The organism is Pseudomonas sp. PDM01, assembly GCF_014852325.1.
Lineage (GTDB): Bacteria > Pseudomonadota > Gammaproteobacteria > Pseudomonadales > Pseudomonadaceae > Aquipseudomonas > Aquipseudomonas migulae.
Genome location: NZ_JACVBK010000009.1, coordinates 58,824 through 75,582 on the forward strand (window position 1 = coordinate 58,824; position 16,759 = coordinate 75,582).

13 protein-coding genes are annotated in these 16,759 nt (G+C 60.7%); 10 read left to right on the forward strand and 3 right to left on the reverse strand.

Features of this window, described 5'->3' with window-relative positions:
- Positions 1 to 127 precede the first annotated feature (127 nt).
- From IB246_RS22010 to IB246_RS22055, 10 genes are all read left to right on the forward strand, one after another.
- Entirely contained in the window at positions 128 to 571 is a 444-nt protein-coding gene (locus tag IB246_RS22010; RefSeq protein ID WP_192230173.1) for a CopD family copper resistance protein, read from the forward strand.
- A gap of 109 nt (positions 572 to 680) precedes the next feature.
- Positions 681 to 2,027: a coproporphyrinogen III oxidase gene (locus IB246_RS22015; protein ID WP_008037459.1), complete on the forward strand. Its 1,347-nt coding sequence runs from the start codon at positions 681 to 683 to the stop codon at positions 2,025 to 2,027.
- Between the two features lie 22 nt (positions 2,028 to 2,049).
- Entirely contained in the window at positions 2,050 to 3,438 is a 1,389-nt protein-coding gene (gene hemN, locus IB246_RS22020) for an oxygen-independent coproporphyrinogen III oxidase (protein ID WP_008037456.1), read from the forward strand.
- Positions 3,439 to 3,547: 109 nt separating this feature from the next.
- Positions 3,548 to 5,728 carry a transcriptional regulator NosR gene (nosR, locus tag IB246_RS22025; protein ID WP_032832363.1) on the forward strand — a complete coding sequence of 727 codons (2,181 nt, stop codon included), beginning with the start codon at positions 3,548 to 3,550 and terminating at the stop codon, positions 5,726 to 5,728.
- 161 nt (positions 5,729 to 5,889) lie between these two features.
- Positions 5,890 to 7,809: a TAT-dependent nitrous-oxide reductase gene (gene nosZ, locus IB246_RS22030; RefSeq protein ID WP_008037454.1), complete on the forward strand. Its 1,920-nt coding sequence runs from the start codon at positions 5,890 to 5,892 to the stop codon at positions 7,807 to 7,809.
- Between the two features lie 27 nt (positions 7,810 to 7,836).
- Positions 7,837 to 9,126, forward strand: coding sequence for a nitrous oxide reductase family maturation protein NosD (locus IB246_RS22035; RefSeq protein ID WP_008032076.1), 1,290 nt, complete (start codon positions 7,837 to 7,839; stop codon positions 9,124 to 9,126).
- Positions 9,123 to 10,046 (forward strand): ABC transporter ATP-binding protein, encoded by a 924-nt coding sequence (locus tag IB246_RS22040; RefSeq protein ID WP_008037453.1) that lies wholly within the window; start codon positions 9,123 to 9,125, stop codon positions 10,044 to 10,046. Before IB246_RS22035 ends, IB246_RS22040 begins: the two co-directional genes overlap by 4 nt.
- The gene (locus IB246_RS22045) at positions 10,043 to 10,873 is read left to right on the forward strand and encodes an ABC transporter permease (protein ID WP_008037452.1); all 831 of its coding nucleotides are present in this window, start codon (positions 10,043 to 10,045) and stop codon (positions 10,871 to 10,873) included. The genes IB246_RS22040 and IB246_RS22045 overlap by 4 nt, the downstream gene beginning before the upstream one ends.
- Positions 10,874 to 10,905: 32 nt before the next feature.
- Positions 10,906 to 11,430 carry a nitrous oxide reductase accessory protein NosL gene (locus tag IB246_RS22050; RefSeq protein ID WP_008037451.1) on the forward strand — a complete coding sequence of 175 codons (525 nt, stop codon included), beginning with the start codon at positions 10,906 to 10,908 and terminating at the stop codon, positions 11,428 to 11,430.
- Positions 11,431 to 11,547: 117 nt separating this feature from the next.
- Complete coding sequence (locus tag IB246_RS22055) at positions 11,548 to 12,291, forward strand: SDR family NAD(P)-dependent oxidoreductase (protein ID WP_008032084.1); 744 nt, start codon at positions 11,548 to 11,550, stop codon at positions 12,289 to 12,291.
- 898 nt (positions 12,292 to 13,189) lie between these two features.
- Here the strand turns inward: IB246_RS22055 and IB246_RS22060 are convergent.
- Genes IB246_RS22060 through nirJ form a run of 3 tightly spaced genes read right to left on the reverse strand, consistent with a single transcriptional unit; the run spans position 13,190 to position 16,747 of the window.
- Positions 13,190 to 14,680 carry a nitrite reductase gene (locus IB246_RS22060; protein WP_008043666.1) on the reverse strand — a complete coding sequence of 497 codons (1,491 nt, stop codon included), beginning with the start codon at positions 14,678 to 14,680 and terminating at the stop codon, positions 13,190 to 13,192.
- Positions 14,677 to 15,516: a uroporphyrinogen-III C-methyltransferase gene (gene cobA, locus IB246_RS22065; protein WP_008043667.1), complete on the reverse strand. Its 840-nt coding sequence runs from the start codon at positions 15,514 to 15,516 to the stop codon at positions 14,677 to 14,679. Before cobA ends, IB246_RS22060 begins: the two co-directional genes overlap by 4 nt.
- Before the next feature lie 52 nt (positions 15,517 to 15,568).
- Positions 15,569 to 16,747 (reverse strand): heme d1 biosynthesis radical SAM protein NirJ, encoded by a 1,179-nt coding sequence (gene nirJ, locus IB246_RS22070; RefSeq protein ID WP_008043668.1) that lies wholly within the window; start codon positions 16,745 to 16,747, stop codon positions 15,569 to 15,571.
- Positions 16,748 to 16,759: the final 12 nt, after the last annotated feature.

Sequence of the window (16,759 nt, forward strand, 5' to 3'; positions counted from 1 at the left end):
CTGTGAAGCAACACTCGCGCGCCCTTGCGGATGAACGCGCGAGTTCCCATTGGGCCGAAGTTCACCGGCACTGGCGACACAATGGGATTGATGTTCTTCTCGCTGAGTCATCAGAGCCATCCCTCTCATGGTCTATCCCGTTTTTTTGACATTGCACCTGTTCGCCGCGCTGATCTTCATCGGCACGGTGTTCTTCGAGGTCCTGTTTCTGGAAAGCATCCGCAAGCAATTGCCCGACAGGGTAATGATGCTGGTCGAGCAGGGGATCGGTCGTCGAGCACGGACGCTGATACCGTGGGTGTTGCTGGTGTTGTTCGGCGCGGGGATCGGCATGGTCTGGCAGCGTTACTTGCCCGCTCTTGCCACGCCGCTGGCGTCCTCGTTCGGCACGTTGCTGATGGTGAAAATCGTCGTTGCCGTGAGCGTGCTCCTGCATTTTCTGGTTGCCATGATTCTGTTCAAGAGCGGGCGCATGAACGCTCGATACCTGCAGTTCATCCACGGCAGTCTGTTCTGTCATATGGTCGCCATCGTCTTGCTGGCCAAGGGCATGTTTTACCTGACGTGGTGACCGATGGTCGGCCTCTGCAAGCACTTGGCTGGCGGCTTGATACAAATCAAGGAGCGATGATTGCCGATCCCGGACACTGAAGATCTGCAGCCAGTCTGGGAGACCCGTCATGCTCGATTTCTTTCACAACCCTGGCGAGCTTGTCGCTCGGTGCGATCAGGGTGTGCTCGACCCCAACTGCCATGCCGATACGCAAAAGTTTCACAACGGCATCGGCTCTCTGGATTTGCTTCGTGCCTTGCGCGTCAGCCGCCAGAAACGCCGGCCGCTCTCCCTGAACTTGCGCCTGCCTTCCAGCCTCAAGCCGTCCTTTTGCACCCTTGCTGATGCCTGCGGCGAGCAGGGCGCCATCGAGCAGTACCTGCGGCGTCTGGAGCACGAGATCGACCTGGTCGGTTGCCACACCCATCCAGAGCAACGGGTCGAGCAATTTCACCTGGGCGGTGGAACGCCCACCATCGCCCATATTCAGCGACTGATGGGGCATTTGCGTCGCCGGTTCAACTTTCTGGCGCATGAGTCTGGTGACTACAGCGTTGAAGTGGATTTGCATCACACCGATTGGTCGACCATGGGCGTGCTGCGTGACCAGGGATTCAATCACGTCAGCATTGGCGTTCCGGACATCGACACCGAGTGCGAGATGTCCGTGGCTTGCTACCAGAATCCGGCGCCGATCCATTCGCTCATCGATGCCGCGCGCACGTTTGGTTATCGCTCCATCAATGTCGATCTGGGATTTGGCCATGCCTGGCAAACGCCGGACAGTTTTGCGCTGAAGCTGACGACGATTATCGAGCTGGAGCCCGACCGCCTGATGGTGTTCGACTACGCACGGCCGCCACGCCGCTATCGGCCTGTGCTCGGTGACAAGGCCAGGGCGTTGTGCAGCCAGGACGACAAAGGCGCGATGCGTCAGATCTGCTTCGAGCAATTGCTGGCAGCGGGGTATCACTACATCGGCATGGGGCAGTTTGTCCGGCCCGATGATGACCTGGCGATCGCTCAGGAGCGGGGCCGCTTGAGCCGCACCTGCGACGGTTTCACCCGTCACGGCTATTGCGACCACATCGGGTTCGGTGTGGGCGCCATCAGCCGGATCGACGATTTGTACACGCAAAATACCGACGCCATTGAGCGCTATCAGCGTCAGCTGGACAACGACCAGCTGCCGACAGCACGTGGCTGGCGTTTCGAGGCGGGGGAGCAGATCAGGCAAATGGTCATGGAGCGACTGGCGTGTGATCAGGAGCTGGATATCCGTGCCATCGAGCGGCGCTATGGGCTGGTGTTCCCCATGTATTTCTCATCCGTCTGGCCGTTGCTGGAGCAATTGAGTCGTGACGGTTTGATTGAATTGTCAGAGCGTTTCATCAGCATCCTTCCCGCCGGCCGGCAGGAGGTGGATGCTATCTGCAGCCTGTTTGAAAAGGAGGTGGACAGTGCAAAACATTAACCCACCTGCGAGTTGATTGATCATGAAGCCTTCATTCGATTTCAATCGTGCCCTGGTCGAAAAATATGACCGGCCCGGGCCGCGCTACACCTCTTACCCGACGGCACCGCAGTTTCATCAGGCGTTTGCCGTTGACGACTATCAGCGTGCCGCCCACGACAGCAACCAGGCCGCTGTGCCGAAACCGTTGTCGGTGTACATCCACATTCCGTTCTGCAAAAGCCTTTGTTACTACTGCGCCTGCAACAAAATCATTACCCAAAAGACCCATCGTGCCGTCGAATACCTGACGTACCTCAAGCGTGAAATCGCCATGCAGGCCGCGCTGTTCGACAGCACGCGCAAGCTTACGCAACTGCATTTGGGCGGGGGCACACCGACGTATTTGACCCAAGAACAACTGGCCGACCTGATGGACTGCCTGCACCAGGCATTCGACATGGACGACAGCGATGACCATGAGTTTTCCATCGAGGTCGACCCGCGCACCATCAGCAGCGAACAGATCCACTCGCTGCGCCAATTGGGCTTCAATCGCCTGAGCTTTGGTGTGCAGGACTTCGATCCCGACGTCCAGGCGGCGGTCAATCGCCAACAAAGTGAAGCGCAGATTTATGCGCTGGTCGCGGCGGCGCGCGAGGCGCAATTCAAGTCGATCAGCGTCGATCTGATTTACGGCCTGCCCCTGCAAACGGTGCAGAGTTTTGACGTCACCCTCGCCAAGATCATTGCCCTGCGCCCGGACCGGATTGCTGCCTACAGTTATGCGCATCTGCCGGAGCTGGTGCGCGCGCAACGGCTGATTCGCCCGGAGGACATGCCACCGCCGGAGCGCAAGCTGGAGTTGCTCGAACTGACCATTCGCCGTTTGACCGAGGCCGGTTATGTCTACATCGGCATGGACCATTTCGCCTTGCCGGATGACGAGCTGGCGCTGGCCCGCGCCCATGGCACGCTGCAACGCAATTTCCAGGGGTACTCGACCCATGCCGACTGCGACTTGATCGGCCTCGGGGTGTCTTCGATCGGCAAGGTCGGCGACAGCTACAGCCAGAGCGTCAAGGAGCTTTCGCAGTACTACGCGCGCATCAATCAAGGTCTGCTGCCGGTGCATCGGGGTTATCGCCTGAGCGCTGACGACCTGTTGCGCCGCGAAGTGATCAGCGACCTGATGTGTCATGGCCGGATCGATTTCGCCAAGTTCGAAGCACGTCACGCGATCTGCTTCACCGAGTATTTTGCCGAGTCATTGGCCCAACTCGGCGAGCACGTTCGCGACGGGCTCTTGCAGATTCACCGTGACGAGCTGGTGCTGTTGCCGCAAGGGCATTTGATGATGCGCAGCGCCGCGATGGCGTTTGATGCCTACTTGGGCGATCAGCAAAAAGGCCAGTTTTCGCGCACTGTTTGAGACATTCGGGCGCTCTGGAACGGGGATTGTCGGCAAGTTGATTTCAATCAAGGGACGGGGGCGCAATGCTCCCTAACATGACCGCAGACCCTTTGAAATCAGCCTGCTCATGACAATCTCTTCGCCTTCGATACCTGGCAACCTGCGCATCTGGAGCGTTGGTCTGGTGGTGACGGTCTTGCTGATACTCGCGATGTTCGCGGTGGTTGAGGCCAAGTCATACGGCGACATCGAGCAGCAGCGTATCGAGAAGGTCTTCCCGCAAACCGATTCGGTTTCCGCAGCGGAAGGCCCGTTCAAGGTGCGGACGATATCAGCGGCCGGCAAGGTCATCGGTTATGTCTTCCAGAGCCTGGACGTGGTGGACATTCCGGCCTACTCGGGCAAGCCAATCAATACCCAGGTGATCCTCGACACCGCCGGTGTGATTCAGGATGCCTACGTCCTGGAACACCATGAGCCGATTCTGCTGATCGGCATCCCCGAAGAAAAACTCCACGGTTTCAGCGCCCGCTACACAGGGATCAAGGTCAGCCAGCGAGTGGTTGTCGGCCACTCCAGTGACCCGAGTGCGGTCACCGTGGATGCCATTGCCGGCGCAACCGTCACCGCCATGGTGGTCAATGAAGTCATCATGCGGGCCGCCCATGAAGTGGCCGTATCGCTCAAGCTGATCGAAGACAAGGGGGCAGTGGCGAGCAAGCCCGCCACTGTGCGCCAGGACTTTTTCGAGCCTGCCACCTGGGAGCAACTGAGCGGAAACGGCGCCATCCGTCGCTTGAACCTGACCCGTGGACAGGTCGATGCCGCCTTCAAAGGCACCGAGGCCGAAGGCGTCGACACGGCCGCGCCTGACCAGGTCGATGACACCTTTATCGAGCTGTACACCGCCGACCTGAACCCGCCGACCATCGGCCGCGCGCTGCTGGGTGACATTCAATACCTTGTCCTCATGCAAGAGCTCAAGCCCGGCGAGCAAGCCATTGCTGTATTGGGACGCGGCTTGTATTCGTATAAAGGCTCGGGTTACGTGCGCGGCGGGATTTTCGACCGGGTGCAATTGCGCCAGTTCGGCAATGTCATCAGCTTTCGCGACATGGACCATCAGCGCCTCTCTGACGTGTTCGCCAAGGGCATGCCCGAGTTCAATGAGATGTCGGTGTTCATTGTGCGCAAGCAGGCGGGTTTCGATCCGGGATCGCCCTGGTCCCTGGAGTTGCTGGTACGGCGTCAGACCGGTCCGGTCAGCGGCATGTTCAGCAGCTTCGAACTGTCTTATCAATTGCCCGAGCAATACCTTGAGCGCCCCGCACCGACTGCCGAAGAACTGGTCGCCATCGAGGAAGCCAACCGGCCGATGTGGTTGACGATCTGGTATCAGAAATACTTCCAGGTCGGTGTACTCGCCACCGCATTGTTGCTGCTGACCGCGATCCTGTTCCTGCAGGACAAGTTCACCCGCCGCCCGCATTTCCTGCACTGGCTGCGTCGCGGTTACCTGATCTTCACCGTGGTGTTCCTCGGCTGGTATGCGCTGGGGCAGCTCTCGGTGGTCAATGTCCTGACCTTTGTCCATGCGTTGTTCGAGCACTTTCGCTGGGAGCTGTTTCTCACCGATCCGCTGATTTTCATGCTGTGGGTGTTCACCGCCGCGAGCATTCTGTTGTGGGGGCGTGGGGTGTTCTGCGGCTGGTTGTGCCCGTTCGGTGCCTTGCAAGAACTGATCAACGAAGCCGCGCGCAAGCTGAAAATTCCCCAGTACGAATTGCCCTTCGCGGTGCATGAGCGGTTGTGGGCGATCAAGTACATCATTTTGCTGCTGCTGTTCGGTATCTCCCTGGAATCCATGTCCACCGCCGAACTGTTCGCCGAAGTGGAACCGTTCAAGACCGCCATCACCCTCAGGTTCGACCGCCAATGGTGGTTTGTCCTCTACGCGGTGGCGCTGCTGGTCATCAACATCTTCACGCGCAAAGTCTATTGCCGCTACATCTGCCCGTTGGGTGCCGCGTTGGCGATCCCGACCAAGCTGCGCCTGTTCGACTGGCTCAAGCGCCGCAAGGAATGCGGCAACCCCTGCCAGTTGTGCGCCAAAGAATGCGAGATCCAGGCGATTCACCCGGATGGCCGGATCAATGCCAACGAGTGCCACTACTGCCTCGATTGCCAGATGACTTACCACAACGAACACAAATGCCCGCCGCTGATCAACAAGCGCAAGAAGCGCGGCAAACCGGCACCTGTGGCGGCGCAACTGATACCTGTCGTGGAAGTGACCGCCCCTGAATGACGCGCCCCTTGTAGGAGCGAGCGTGCTCGCGATGGTCGCTAACGTTGACGCGTAATGACTGGCTCAACGCGGCGCTCTTGAGTCCATCGCGAGCAGGCTCGCTCCTACCGTTGACCGAGTTCTAGCCGCACACCGTTTTATCCCTTCAAGGAGTACGCAGCATGACTGACACAGAATCCACAAAACCGGTGCAGGAAGAAGAGCACACCGGACTCAGCCGTCGCGGTTTTCTCGGTAGCAGCGCCGTCACCGGGGCGGTGCTGGCAGGGGCCACGACATTGGGCGGGGCGGTGTTCAGCCGCGAGTCATGGGCGGCTGCGGTCAAGGATGCGCAGGCGAAAACCCATGTCGGCCCCGGCGAGCTGGACGAATACTACGGCTTCTGGAGCGGTGGACATCAGGGCGAAGTGCGGGTGCTGGGCGTGCCGTCGATGCGCGAGTTGATGCGTATTCCGGTGTTCAACGTCGACTCGGCCACCGGTTGGGGCCTGACCAACGAAAGCAAGCGCATCATGGGCGACAGCGCGAAGTTCCAGAACGGCGATTGCCATCACCCGCACATCTCCATGACGGACGGCAAGTACGACGGTAAGTACCTGTTCATCAACGACAAGGCCAACTCCCGTATTGCGCGCATCCGCCTGGACATCATGAAGTGCGACAAGATGCTCACGGTGCCGAACGTGCAAGCCATTCACGGCCTGCGCCTGCAAAAAGTGCCGTACACCAAGTACGTGTTCGCCAACGCCGAGTTTGTCATTCCGCACCCCAATGACGGCCACACCTTCGACCTGCAAGACAAGAACAGCTTCACCATGTTCAACGCCGTCGATGCCGAAAAAATGGAAATGGCGTTTCAGGTGATCGTCGACGGCAATCTGGACAACGCCGACATGGACTACACCGGCAAGTACGCCGCGTCCACCTGCTACAACTCGGAGAAGGCCTACGACCTCGGCGGCATGATGCGCAACGAGCGCGACTGGGTCGTGGTGTTCAACATTCCGCGCATCGAAGCCGCGATCAAGGCCGGCAAGTTCATCACCCTGGAAAACTCGAAAGTGCCGGTGGTCGACGGTCGTAAAACCGATGGCAAGGACTCCGAATTCACCCGTTACATCCCGGTGCCGAAGAACCCCCACGGCCTCAACACCTCATCCGATGGCAAGTATTTCATCGCCAACGGCAAGCTGTCGCCAACCGTATCGATGATCGCCATCGACCGTCTGGATGACCTGTTCGCCGATAAATTCAAGGACCCGCGCGAAGTCATCGCCGCCGAGCCGGAACTGGGCCTGGGCCCGTTGCACACCACCTTCGACGGTCGCGGCAACGCCTACACCACGCTGTTCATCGACAGCCAGGTGGTGAAGTGGAACATGGCGGACGCGGTGCGTGCCTACAAGGGCGAGAAGGTCAATTACATCAAGCAAAAACTCGACGTGCATTACCAGCCCGGCCACAACCACGCGTCGCTGACCGAAACCAGTGAGGCGGACGGCAAGTGGCTGGTGGTGTTGTGCAAGTTCTCCAAGGACCGCTTCCTGCCAACCGGGCCGCTGCACCCGGAAAACGACCAGTTGATCGATATTTCCGGCGAAGAAATGAAGCTGGTGCACGACGGCCCGGCGTTTGCCGAACCGCACGATTGCATCCTCGCGCGGCGGGATCAGATCAAGACGCAAAAAATCTGGAACCGTAACGACCCGTTCTTCGCCGCCACCGTGGAGTTGGCCAAGAAGGATGGCATCAACTTGGAGACCGACAACAAGGTGATCCGCGACGGCAATCATGTGCGGGTCTACATGACCTCCATGGCACCGGCGTATGGCCTGACCGAGTTCACCGTCAAGCAGGGCAACGAAGTGACCGTGACCATCACCAACATCGACCAGATCGAGGACGTGTCCCACGGTTTCGTCATGACCAACCACGGCGCGAGCATGGAGATCAGCCCGCAGCAAACCTCGTCCATCACCTTCACCGCCGACAAGGCCGGCCTGCATTGGTATTACTGCAGCTGGTTCTGCCATGCGCTGCACATGGAAATGGTCGGCCGCATGAAGGTCGAGCGGGCCTGACGGTTGAGCATCGACAGGAGCGGACCGATGACCGACATCAAGGGAAACCCGATCAAGGTGATCGCGCTTGCGCTCCTGCTGATGCCCGGCAGCGTGCTGGCGGTGCAACCCATTACCACGCTGCCGTTGCGCCTTGACGCCGAGCAACGCTGGCACGTGCCGGCGGGCGAATACCGTGGCTCGTTCAGCGTCGATCAACCGATGCAGATTGTGTGCGAGCCCGGCGCGGTGTTTCAGGCGCAAGGGCAGGGCAACGGGGTGATTGTCAGCGCACCGGATGTCGGGATCGAGGGCTGCACTTTTCTGGACTGGGGGCACGACCTAACGGCCATGAATGCGGCGGTGTTCCTCCAGCCCAAGGCCCGTGGCGCGGTGATCAAAGGCAATCGACTGCAAGGTCAGGGATTCGGGATCTGGGTCGATGGGACTCAGGATGCGAGCCTGATCGACAACCGCATCCAGGGCGATCCGGCGATGCGTTCACAGGATCGCGGTAACGGCATTCACCTGTATGCCGTGCATGGCGCCAGGGTCATCGGCAACCAGGTGCGTGATACCCGCGATGGCATTTACATCGACACTTCCAACGGCAACCTGCTGCAAGGCAATACCCTGGAAGACCTGCGTTACGGCGTGCATTACATGTTCGCCAACGACAACCAGCTGATCGGCAACACCACCCGCCGCACCCGCACCGGCTACGCCCTGATGCAAAGCCGCAAACTCACGGTGATCGGCAACCGCTCCGAACAGGATCAGAACTACGGCATCCTGATGAACTACATCACCTATTCGACCTTGCGCGACAACTTCGTCACCGACGTGCGCGACGGCTCGACCGGCGACAGCATGATCAGCGGCGCCGAGGGCAAGGCGCTGTTCATCTACAACTCGCTGTTCAACCGCATCGAACACAACCACTTCGAGCACAGCGCCGTGGGCATTCACCTCACCGCCGGCTCCGAAGACAACCGCATCGCCGACAACGCGTTTGTCGGCAACCAGCGCCAGGTCAAATACGTCGCCACCCGCTTGCAGGAATGGTCGGCGGATGGCCGGGGCAATTACTGGAGCGACTATCTGGGCTGGGACCGCAACAACGATGGCCTGGGCGATATCGCCTACGAACCCAACGACAACGTCGACCGCCTGCTGTGGCTGTACCCGCAGGTGCGGCTGTTGATGAACAGCCCCGGGATTGAACTGCTGCGCTGGGTGCAACGGGCGTTTCCGGTGATGAAATCGCCGGGCGTACTCGACAGCCATCCGTTGATGAAATCCACCACGCACACCCTGACCAAGGAGCCCGTCACATGAATGTCGTCGATCTGGAAGGCGTCAGCCAGCGTTATGGGCACACCACGGTGTTGCATCAGTTGAGCCTGAGTCTGGCCGAAGGCGAAGTGCTGGGTTTGTTCGGGCACAACGGCGCCGGCAAGACCACCAGCATGAAACTGGTGCTCGGTTTGCTGCAGGCCAGCGAAGGGCAGGTCAGGGTGTTTGGCCGCTTGCCCAGTGATCCGAATGTCCGGCGTCTGCTCGGCTATTTGCCGGAGAACGTGACGTTTTATCCGCAAATGAGTGGCCTGGAAACCTTGCGTCATTTCGCGCGACTCAAAGGGGCCGCGTTCGCTCAGGTGGACGGGCTGCTGGAGGAGGTTGGCCTGGCAGGGGCGGCGCATCGACGGGTCAAGACCTACTCCAAAGGCATGCGCCAGCGCCTCGGGCTGGCGCAAGCCTTGCTCGGCGAACCGCGCCTGTTGCTGCTCGACGAGCCGACGGTCGGCCTCGATCCCATCGCCACTCAAGACCTGTATCGGTTGCTCGACCGTCTACGCAGCCAGGGCACCAGCGTCATTCTCTGTTCCCACGTTTTGCCGGGGGTCGAGGCGCATATCAATCGTGCGGCGATCCTGACCCAGGGGCGTCTGCTGGCCCTCGGCAGTCTGCGCAGCCTGCGCGAGGAAGCCGGGTTGCCGACGCTGATTCGCGCCAACGGACTCAAGCATGCCGGCCCCTTGCAGGCCTCGTGGAACATTGCAGGGCATGTCACTCAGCGTTGGGGCGTGGAGGGCCTCGAAGTGGCCGCGCTCAATGGCAGCAAACTGGGCCTGTTGCGCCAGTTGCTCAATGAGGATGAGCCGGCGGACGTGGAAATCACTCCACCGTCCCTGGAAGACCTCTACCGCTATTACATGGGACGGGCCGCTGCGACCCACAGTGGAGAGATTCTATGAACCCGATCTGGAACATGGCCCGCAAGGAATTCAATGACGGTTTGCGCAACCGCTGGTTGCTGGCGATCAGCCTGTTGTTCGCGGTGCTGGCCACCGGCATTGCCTGGCTGGGCGCGGCGGCGTCCGGTCAGTTGGGCTTTACCTCGGTGCCCGCGACCATCGCCAGCCTGGCCAGCCTGGCGACGTTCCTGATGCCGCTGATCGCCTTGATGCTGGCGTATGACGCCATTGTCGGCGAGGACGAAAGCGGCACCTTGCTGCTGTTGTTGACCTATCCGCTGGGGCGCGGGCACATCCTGCTCGGCAAGTTCATTGGCCACGGGTTGATCCTGGCGCTGGCGACGCTGATCGGTTTCGGCTGCGCGATGCTCGCGATCGCCGTGCTGGTGGACGACGTCGAACTGAACCTGCTGCTCTGGGCCTTCGGACGATTCATTGTGTCGTCGACGCTACTGGGCTGGGGCTTCCTGGGGCTGGCTTATGTGCTGAGCAGTGTGGCAGCCGAGAAATCCACGGCTGCCGGTTTGGCGCTGGGCGTGTGGTTCTTTTTCGTGCTGGTGTTCGACCTGGCGCTGCTCGCCCTGCTGGTGCTCAGCGAAGGGCACTTCAACCCCAAAGTGCTGCCCTGGTTGCTGCTGTTCAATCCCGCCGACCTCTATCGCTTGATCAATCTTTCCGGTTTTGACGCCGTCGCCAGTACCGCTGGCGTGCTGACCCTGGGCAGCGATTTGCCTGTGCCGGGCTCGATGCTCTGGCTCTGCCTGCTGTTGTGGGTGGCGGCGCCGTTGGGTACGGCCTGGCTGCTGTTCCGTCGACGGGCGACTTGAATTCTTACTTTGGTTTTTTGGAGCACCTGATGATGAGAACGCTTGATTGGAAGACGCTGCGCAACCTGGCGGGCCTGATGGTCTGTGTGCTGCTGACGGCGTGTGACAAACCCGTGCAAGCCAGCTACAGCGATGCCCCCAGCGCCTTTCATCCCAGTGATGAGTGCCATGTCTGCGGCATGATCATCGACGGCTTCCCCGGCCCCAAGGGTGAAGTGGTCGAGCACAGCGGCATCAAGAAATTCTGCTCGACGGCGGAAATGATCGGTTGGTGGTTGCAACCGGAAAACCATCATGGCGATGCCAGGCTGTATGTCCACGACATGGAGCACAGCCCTTGGAATTCGCCGGATGACACCCAACTGATCGATGCCAAAGATGCATATTACGTGGTCGGCACCCGGCTCAAGGGGGCGATGGGGGTGGTGTTGGCGTCGTTCTCCAGCCAGCAGGCTGCTGAAAAACTGGCCACGGAGCAGGGCGGTCGCGTGCTGCGGTTCAGCGAGATCGATCAGTCGGTGCTGCAGCAACCGGCCATGTCGCACTCGACTCATTGAGCGGTCGATCCATTGAGAAAATCTGATCGCCGTCAAGTCGGTATTTTTGCATCTGTTCAAAGATAGGGGCCCGCCAGGTCCCCAGTGCTTGGCATCGATGATGCCCAGGAGAACATGATGCAAACCGAGTTTCAGGATCGTTTGGCCGTGATCACCGGCGCCAGTTCCGGGATTGGCCTGGCCTTGTGCGCGGCGCTGTTGCCGCGTGGGGTCAGGGTGTTGGCGATGTCGCGCACCGTCGGTGATTTGCCGGCCTTGCAGCAGATCTATGGTGAACGGCTGCAATGGTGTGCCGGGGACGTTACCTGCGAGGACGATCTGCAAGGGTTGGCCCGGCGGGCGGCGACGTTGGGGCGGGTGGATTATCTGGTGCCCAACGCCGGCATTGCCGAAATGGCCGACAGCCTGGACATGCCGGCCTTCCAGCGGCAATGGGCGGTCAACGGTGCCGGTGCGTTGAATACCCTGGCGGCGTTGCGCGGTGAGTTGGCGAACCCGGCGTCGGTGGTGTTTGTCGGCAGCTTCCTGACGGGGTCGAGTTTTCCCGGCCTGGCGGCTTGCATTGCCAGTAAGGCCGCACTCGCGGCACAGGCGCGCACTTTGGCGGTGGAGTTTGCCCGTTACGATGTGCGCATCAACCTGGTTTCGCCGGGGCCGACCGCGACCTCGATGTGGGACAACCTGGGCTTGAGCGACGGTGAGCTTGACGATGTTGCTGACACGCTTGGCAAGCGTCTTTTGCCGGGGCATTTTCTTGATGCGTCTGCGGTGGCCAACGTGATTATTTTTCAGCTGTCCCAGGGGGCGCGGGGGGTTTATGGACAGGACTGGAAGGTTGATAACGGTTATACGTTGGGCTGACGGGGGGATCGGGGTACATATCCATTTCTGCGGTAACGGCGGCTTATGGTTTCGCTCTTACAGCGACTCACTTTTCCAAACGCCGAAAAGTAAGCAAAAGGCTTTGCCCCTGACGTACGGTGCCTCGCCTAGGCTCGGCATGCCCTCGCTCCGGTCCTGCTCCGTGGGCCCGCCGCCATCGGCCATCCATGGCCGGGGGCGGCTAACCCGGCATCCATGCCGGGTTGCCCACTGCGCAGAACCTCCACTCGGCCTTCCGACGGGGCAGATCAAAATCAAAAGCCAAGCAAAAGCCAAAGCGAGGCGGCCTGCCAGCCGACCTGGCTCTTTGTTCGTACGCATTCCCCTGTAGGAGCCGGCTTGCTGGCGATGGCGTCCGTCCAGCCAATACATACGTTGACTGACTCACCGCTATCGCCAGCAAGCCGGCTCCTACACGGGGATTGGGTTCACACAATTCAAAATTGTAGGAGCCAGCTTGCTGGCGATGGACGTCAACGATAACGCGGGCTGTCTGAATGAACGCGTTGCCCGGTCGTTTTTCGCGGGCAAGCCTCGCTCCTACAGGGAATCGCGTTTGCTTTCGCTTTTCACCACTCATCAGGCCGAGCGTTAGCTCGCCTTCAGCTTTTGATCTGAGCGCCCCCTCGAGAGGCCGAGCGCAGGTTCTGCGCAGTGGGCAACCCGGCATGGATGCCGGGTTAGCCGCCCCCGGCCATGGATGGCCGATGGCGGCGGGCCCACGGAGCAGGACCGGAGCGAGGGTATGCCGAGCCTTAGCGAGGCACCGAACGAAAGGGGCAAGAGCCCTTGGTTACTTGGGGCTCTTCCAAGTGACCCGCTGTAAGAGCGGAACCAATAGCCGCCATCACCAAAAAAACGGATATACACCCAACCCCTAATGCGAAGTCCCCTCCACAAACTCGATCTTGTTGCCAACGTTGTACTTGCCCGACGGCTTGTTCATCGGGATACGCTTGATCTCCTCAAGCGTGTCACTGTCATAAACAATCAGCGCCCCATCAGTGGCCCAAATACTCAGCAGCAAGTGCCGACCATCGCGAGTGAACTCGACGTGCGCCGCCGTCTTGCCAGGCATCGGACGCAAGGTACGGGCGATTTCCAGAGTCTGTTTGTCGATCAAATGAATCGCATCGTTGTCCGGCCCGAAGAACACATCCGTCCAGGCATACCGCGAATTGACGTGACTGCGCATGAAAAACCCCGGCCCCAGCGTCGGGATTTCCTTGATCAGCTTCCAAGTCTTGAAATCGATGACCGAGATCAGCCCCTTGCTGATGTTCGGCGTGGCAAACACCCACTGACCGTTGCGTTTCCAATAGGTCCCGGACCCCAGGTGCGGCATGCCCGGCAACGGAATGTCGGTGACCACCTTGCCACTGTCGAGGTCGATCACCTGACCACCCTTGGCCTTGCGCGACGTGGCCAGCAATTGCTTGTAGTCCGGTGAAAAGGAAAAGTCGTCGAGCATGTCCTCAGCCTCGATCCGTCGCGGCTCGAAGTCCGGAGTCCCGGCGCTCGATAGTTCCCAGACTTCCTTCACGTCCTTGAGCGCGACGATGAAACTGTCCCGTGGCGGCGCGGTGTAGACCGCGCTGACCCGTGACGCCGTGCCGTCCTGGCCGATGGCTGGAATGGTTTTGACCAGCGACAGATCGCGGGCATCCAGCACGACAAGATTGCCCGGCAAATAGTTACCCACCAACACCCAGCGACCATCCTTGCTCACCGCCAGGTTACGGGTGTTGAGCCCGGCGCGGACCTCGGCGATCAGTTTCAGGTTGTGCAGGTCGTACAGGCTGACCCAGCCATCGCGCGAGGCGACGTAGACGAAGCGCCCGTCGGGTGAGAACTTCGGCCCGCCATGCACGGCAAAGTGCGAGGTAAACCGCGCCAGCACTTCGAAACGATCGCCGTCGAGGATGTTGATGTGGTGATCGCCAGCTTCCACCACCACGAACAGGTTCAGCGGATCGGCGCCATGCTGGGGCGTGGTGGGCAGCTTGCTGATGTCGGCGAGCATCGAGTGACTGCCGCGAATCTCGTCGTTGTTCCAGGTCGGCGCGGTGGCGGGCGGTTGCTGAAGGTAGCTCACCAGCGCGTCGATCTGCGCCGGGTTGAACACGTTGGCAAACCCGGCCATCTGGCTTGCGGGGCGGCCGTTCTGGATCACGCTGCGGATTTCATCGGGTTTGATCCGGCTCAGACTCTCTGGCAACAACGCCGGCCCGGTACCGCCGAAACGGTTGGCGCCATGGCAGCTTTGGCAATGCTGGCGGTAGTCGTTCGCGGCGTGTTCAAGTGCCGGATCAGCGGCGCCAGCGGCGACACTGACCCATAACAACGGCAGCAGCAGCCCGCGCTTCATAGCGCCACCTTGCCGTGCCGTTGCAACGCCTGAACAGGATAAAAGCGCGCCGGGTATTCCATCGGTTGTGCGGCGAACAGATCGACCACCTTGCCAATCACCGTCAGCGTCGGAATACCGGGCGGGCACTCCAGCGCCAACGTCGGCAGTTGGTGCAACAAACCACGGGCAACGTGCTGGTCGGGTCGCGTGCCGTTGCTGATCAGCGCTGCCGGTGTGTCGGCCGACAACCCGGCCTCGATCAGGTGCCGGGCGATCACCCCGAGGTTCGATAAGCCCATGTAAAACACCAGGGTCTGGCTGCTGTCGGCCAGATCGCGCCAAGGCAGTTTCAACTCGCCGTCGTGTTGCAAGTGGCCGGTGATGAATCGACAGGAATTGACCAGGTCCCGGTGCGTCAGCGGGATGCCGGCGTAAGCGCTGCACCCGGACGCGGCGGTGATGCCCGGCACCACCTGGCAGTCGATGTTGCGCTGCAGCAGATACTGCAACTCCTCGGCGCCGCGACCGAAAATGAACGGGTCGCCACCCTTGAGCCGGACCACGCGTTGCCCTTGCTCGGCGAGGTCGGCCAGCAGCTCGTTGATTTGTTCCTGGGGCAGGCTGTGGCAGCCGCTGGCCTTGCCGACGTAATGCCGGGCGCAAGTGAGGGGGATCAATGTCAGCAGGTCGGGGCTGATCAGACGGTCGTAAACCACGGCGTCGGCCTGCATCAACAGGCTCCAGGCGCGCAGGGTCAGCAGGCGTGGATCGCCGGGACCCGCGCCGACCAGGGCGACTTCGCCCGGTCTGAACAGGGACGCAAGTGCGGCCGGTAAAATAATCGATGGGTACATGGGACGTCCTTGGTTCTTCATCAGGTTGGCCGGGGCTTGCCAGGCGGATGCTTCAGTGCATGACGCAAGGGATTGTCGTGATGGGCGGCACACCGATTTCTTCATCGCTGAGGTGGCAACCGGGGTCCTGCCCCCACAGATCGCCTTCGGCCCAGGCGCGGGTTCGGGTGTTGCCGTTGCAGATGTCCAGCCAGCGGCATTGGCCACAGCGGCCACCGACGGCGCGCGGATGCGCCCGCAGCTGTTGCAACAAGGTGTCCGGCCGGTCCAGCCAGAGCGTGCGAAACGGCGTGTGCCGCACGTTGCCCACCGAGTGCTGCCACCAATAGGTGTCCGGGTGCACTTCGCCGGTGTTGTCGATGTTGGCGATGCCGCTGCCCGAGGCATTGCCGCCCCAGGCGCGCAGCATGTGTTCCAGGCGCGGGTAATGTTCGGGCAGATGCAGCCCTACCCATTGCAGCAACAGAACCGCGTCGGCATCGTTGTTGCCGCTGACGAAATCGCTGTCGCGACCCTGCGCGATGTCTTCCCAGGCGCGTTCGAAAATCTGCGTCATCGCCTCGCGGCTCATCTGTTGCCGGGCGTCGAGCTGGCGGCTGCGTTTGCCGCGACCGCTGTAGTTGAGGTGCGACAGGTAAAACTTTTGCACGTCGTACTCGCGCATCAGCGCCAGCAATTGGGGAAGTTGCGCATGGTTTTCCTGGGTCAGGGTGGTGCGCAGGCCGACCCGAATACCTTGTTCGCGACAGAGGCGGATCGCCCGCATGGAACTGGCAAAACTGCCCTTGAGTTGGCGGAAGGCGTCATGGGTGGCTTCCAGTCCATCGATGCTGATCCCGACATAGTCGAAGTTCGCCGCACGGATCTGCATGATGTTGTGCTCATCGATCAGCGTGCCGTTGGTGGACAAGGCAACAAAGAAACCCTTGGCGCGGGCATAGGCGCTGAGCACAAACAGATCATCGCGCAGCAGCGGTTCACCGCCGGACAGGATGAGCACTTTCACCCCGGCAGCGCGCAGATCATCGATCACGCTCAGTGCGGCGGGCGTATCCAGTTCATCGCGAAAGACACTGTCGGCTGAGGTTGCGTAGCAGTGTTTGCAGGTCAGGTTGCAGCGCCGCAGCAGGTTCCAGATCACCACGGGCGGTCGGTTGCTGCCCGGTGGGCTGGTTCTGGGGGCGGGCGCCTGGCCGGCCAGCGCACGCAGGTATTGGCTGATCCTTAACATGCAACTCTCCTT

Bases quoted from the DNA above. Each gene is read 5' to 3' on its own strand.
- nosZ (WP_008037454.1), top strand. From the start codon at position 5,890: ATGACTGACACAGAATCCACAAAACCGGTGCAGGAAGAAGAGCACACC.
- nosR (WP_032832363.1), top strand. From the start codon at position 3,548: ATGACAATCTCTTCGCCTTCGATACCTGGCAACCTGCGCATCTGGAGC.
- nirJ (WP_008043668.1), bottom strand. From the start codon at position 16,747: ATGTTAAGGATCAGCCAATACCTGCGTGCGCTGGCCGGCCAGGCGCCC.
- IB246_RS22050 (WP_008037451.1), top strand. From the start codon at position 10,906: ATGAGAACGCTTGATTGGAAGACGCTGCGCAACCTGGCGGGCCTGATG.
- IB246_RS22010 (WP_192230173.1), top strand. From the start codon at position 128: ATGGTCTATCCCGTTTTTTTGACATTGCACCTGTTCGCCGCGCTGATC.
- cobA (WP_008043667.1), bottom strand. From the start codon at position 15,516: ATGTACCCATCGATTATTTTACCGGCCGCACTTGCGTCCCTGTTCAGA.
- IB246_RS22060 (WP_008043666.1), bottom strand. From the start codon at position 14,680: ATGAAGCGCGGGCTGCTGCTGCCGTTGTTATGGGTCAGTGTCGCCGCT.
- hemN (WP_008037456.1), top strand. From the start codon at position 2,050: ATGAAGCCTTCATTCGATTTCAATCGTGCCCTGGTCGAAAAATATGAC.
- IB246_RS22015 (WP_008037459.1), top strand. From the start codon at position 681: ATGCTCGATTTCTTTCACAACCCTGGCGAGCTTGTCGCTCGGTGCGAT.
- IB246_RS22045 (WP_008037452.1), top strand. From the start codon at position 10,043: ATGAACCCGATCTGGAACATGGCCCGCAAGGAATTCAATGACGGTTTG.
- IB246_RS22035 (WP_008032076.1), top strand. From the start codon at position 7,837: ATGACCGACATCAAGGGAAACCCGATCAAGGTGATCGCGCTTGCGCTC.
- IB246_RS22040 (WP_008037453.1), top strand. From the start codon at position 9,123: ATGAATGTCGTCGATCTGGAAGGCGTCAGCCAGCGTTATGGGCACACC.
- IB246_RS22055 (WP_008032084.1), top strand. From the start codon at position 11,548: ATGCAAACCGAGTTTCAGGATCGTTTGGCCGTGATCACCGGCGCCAGT.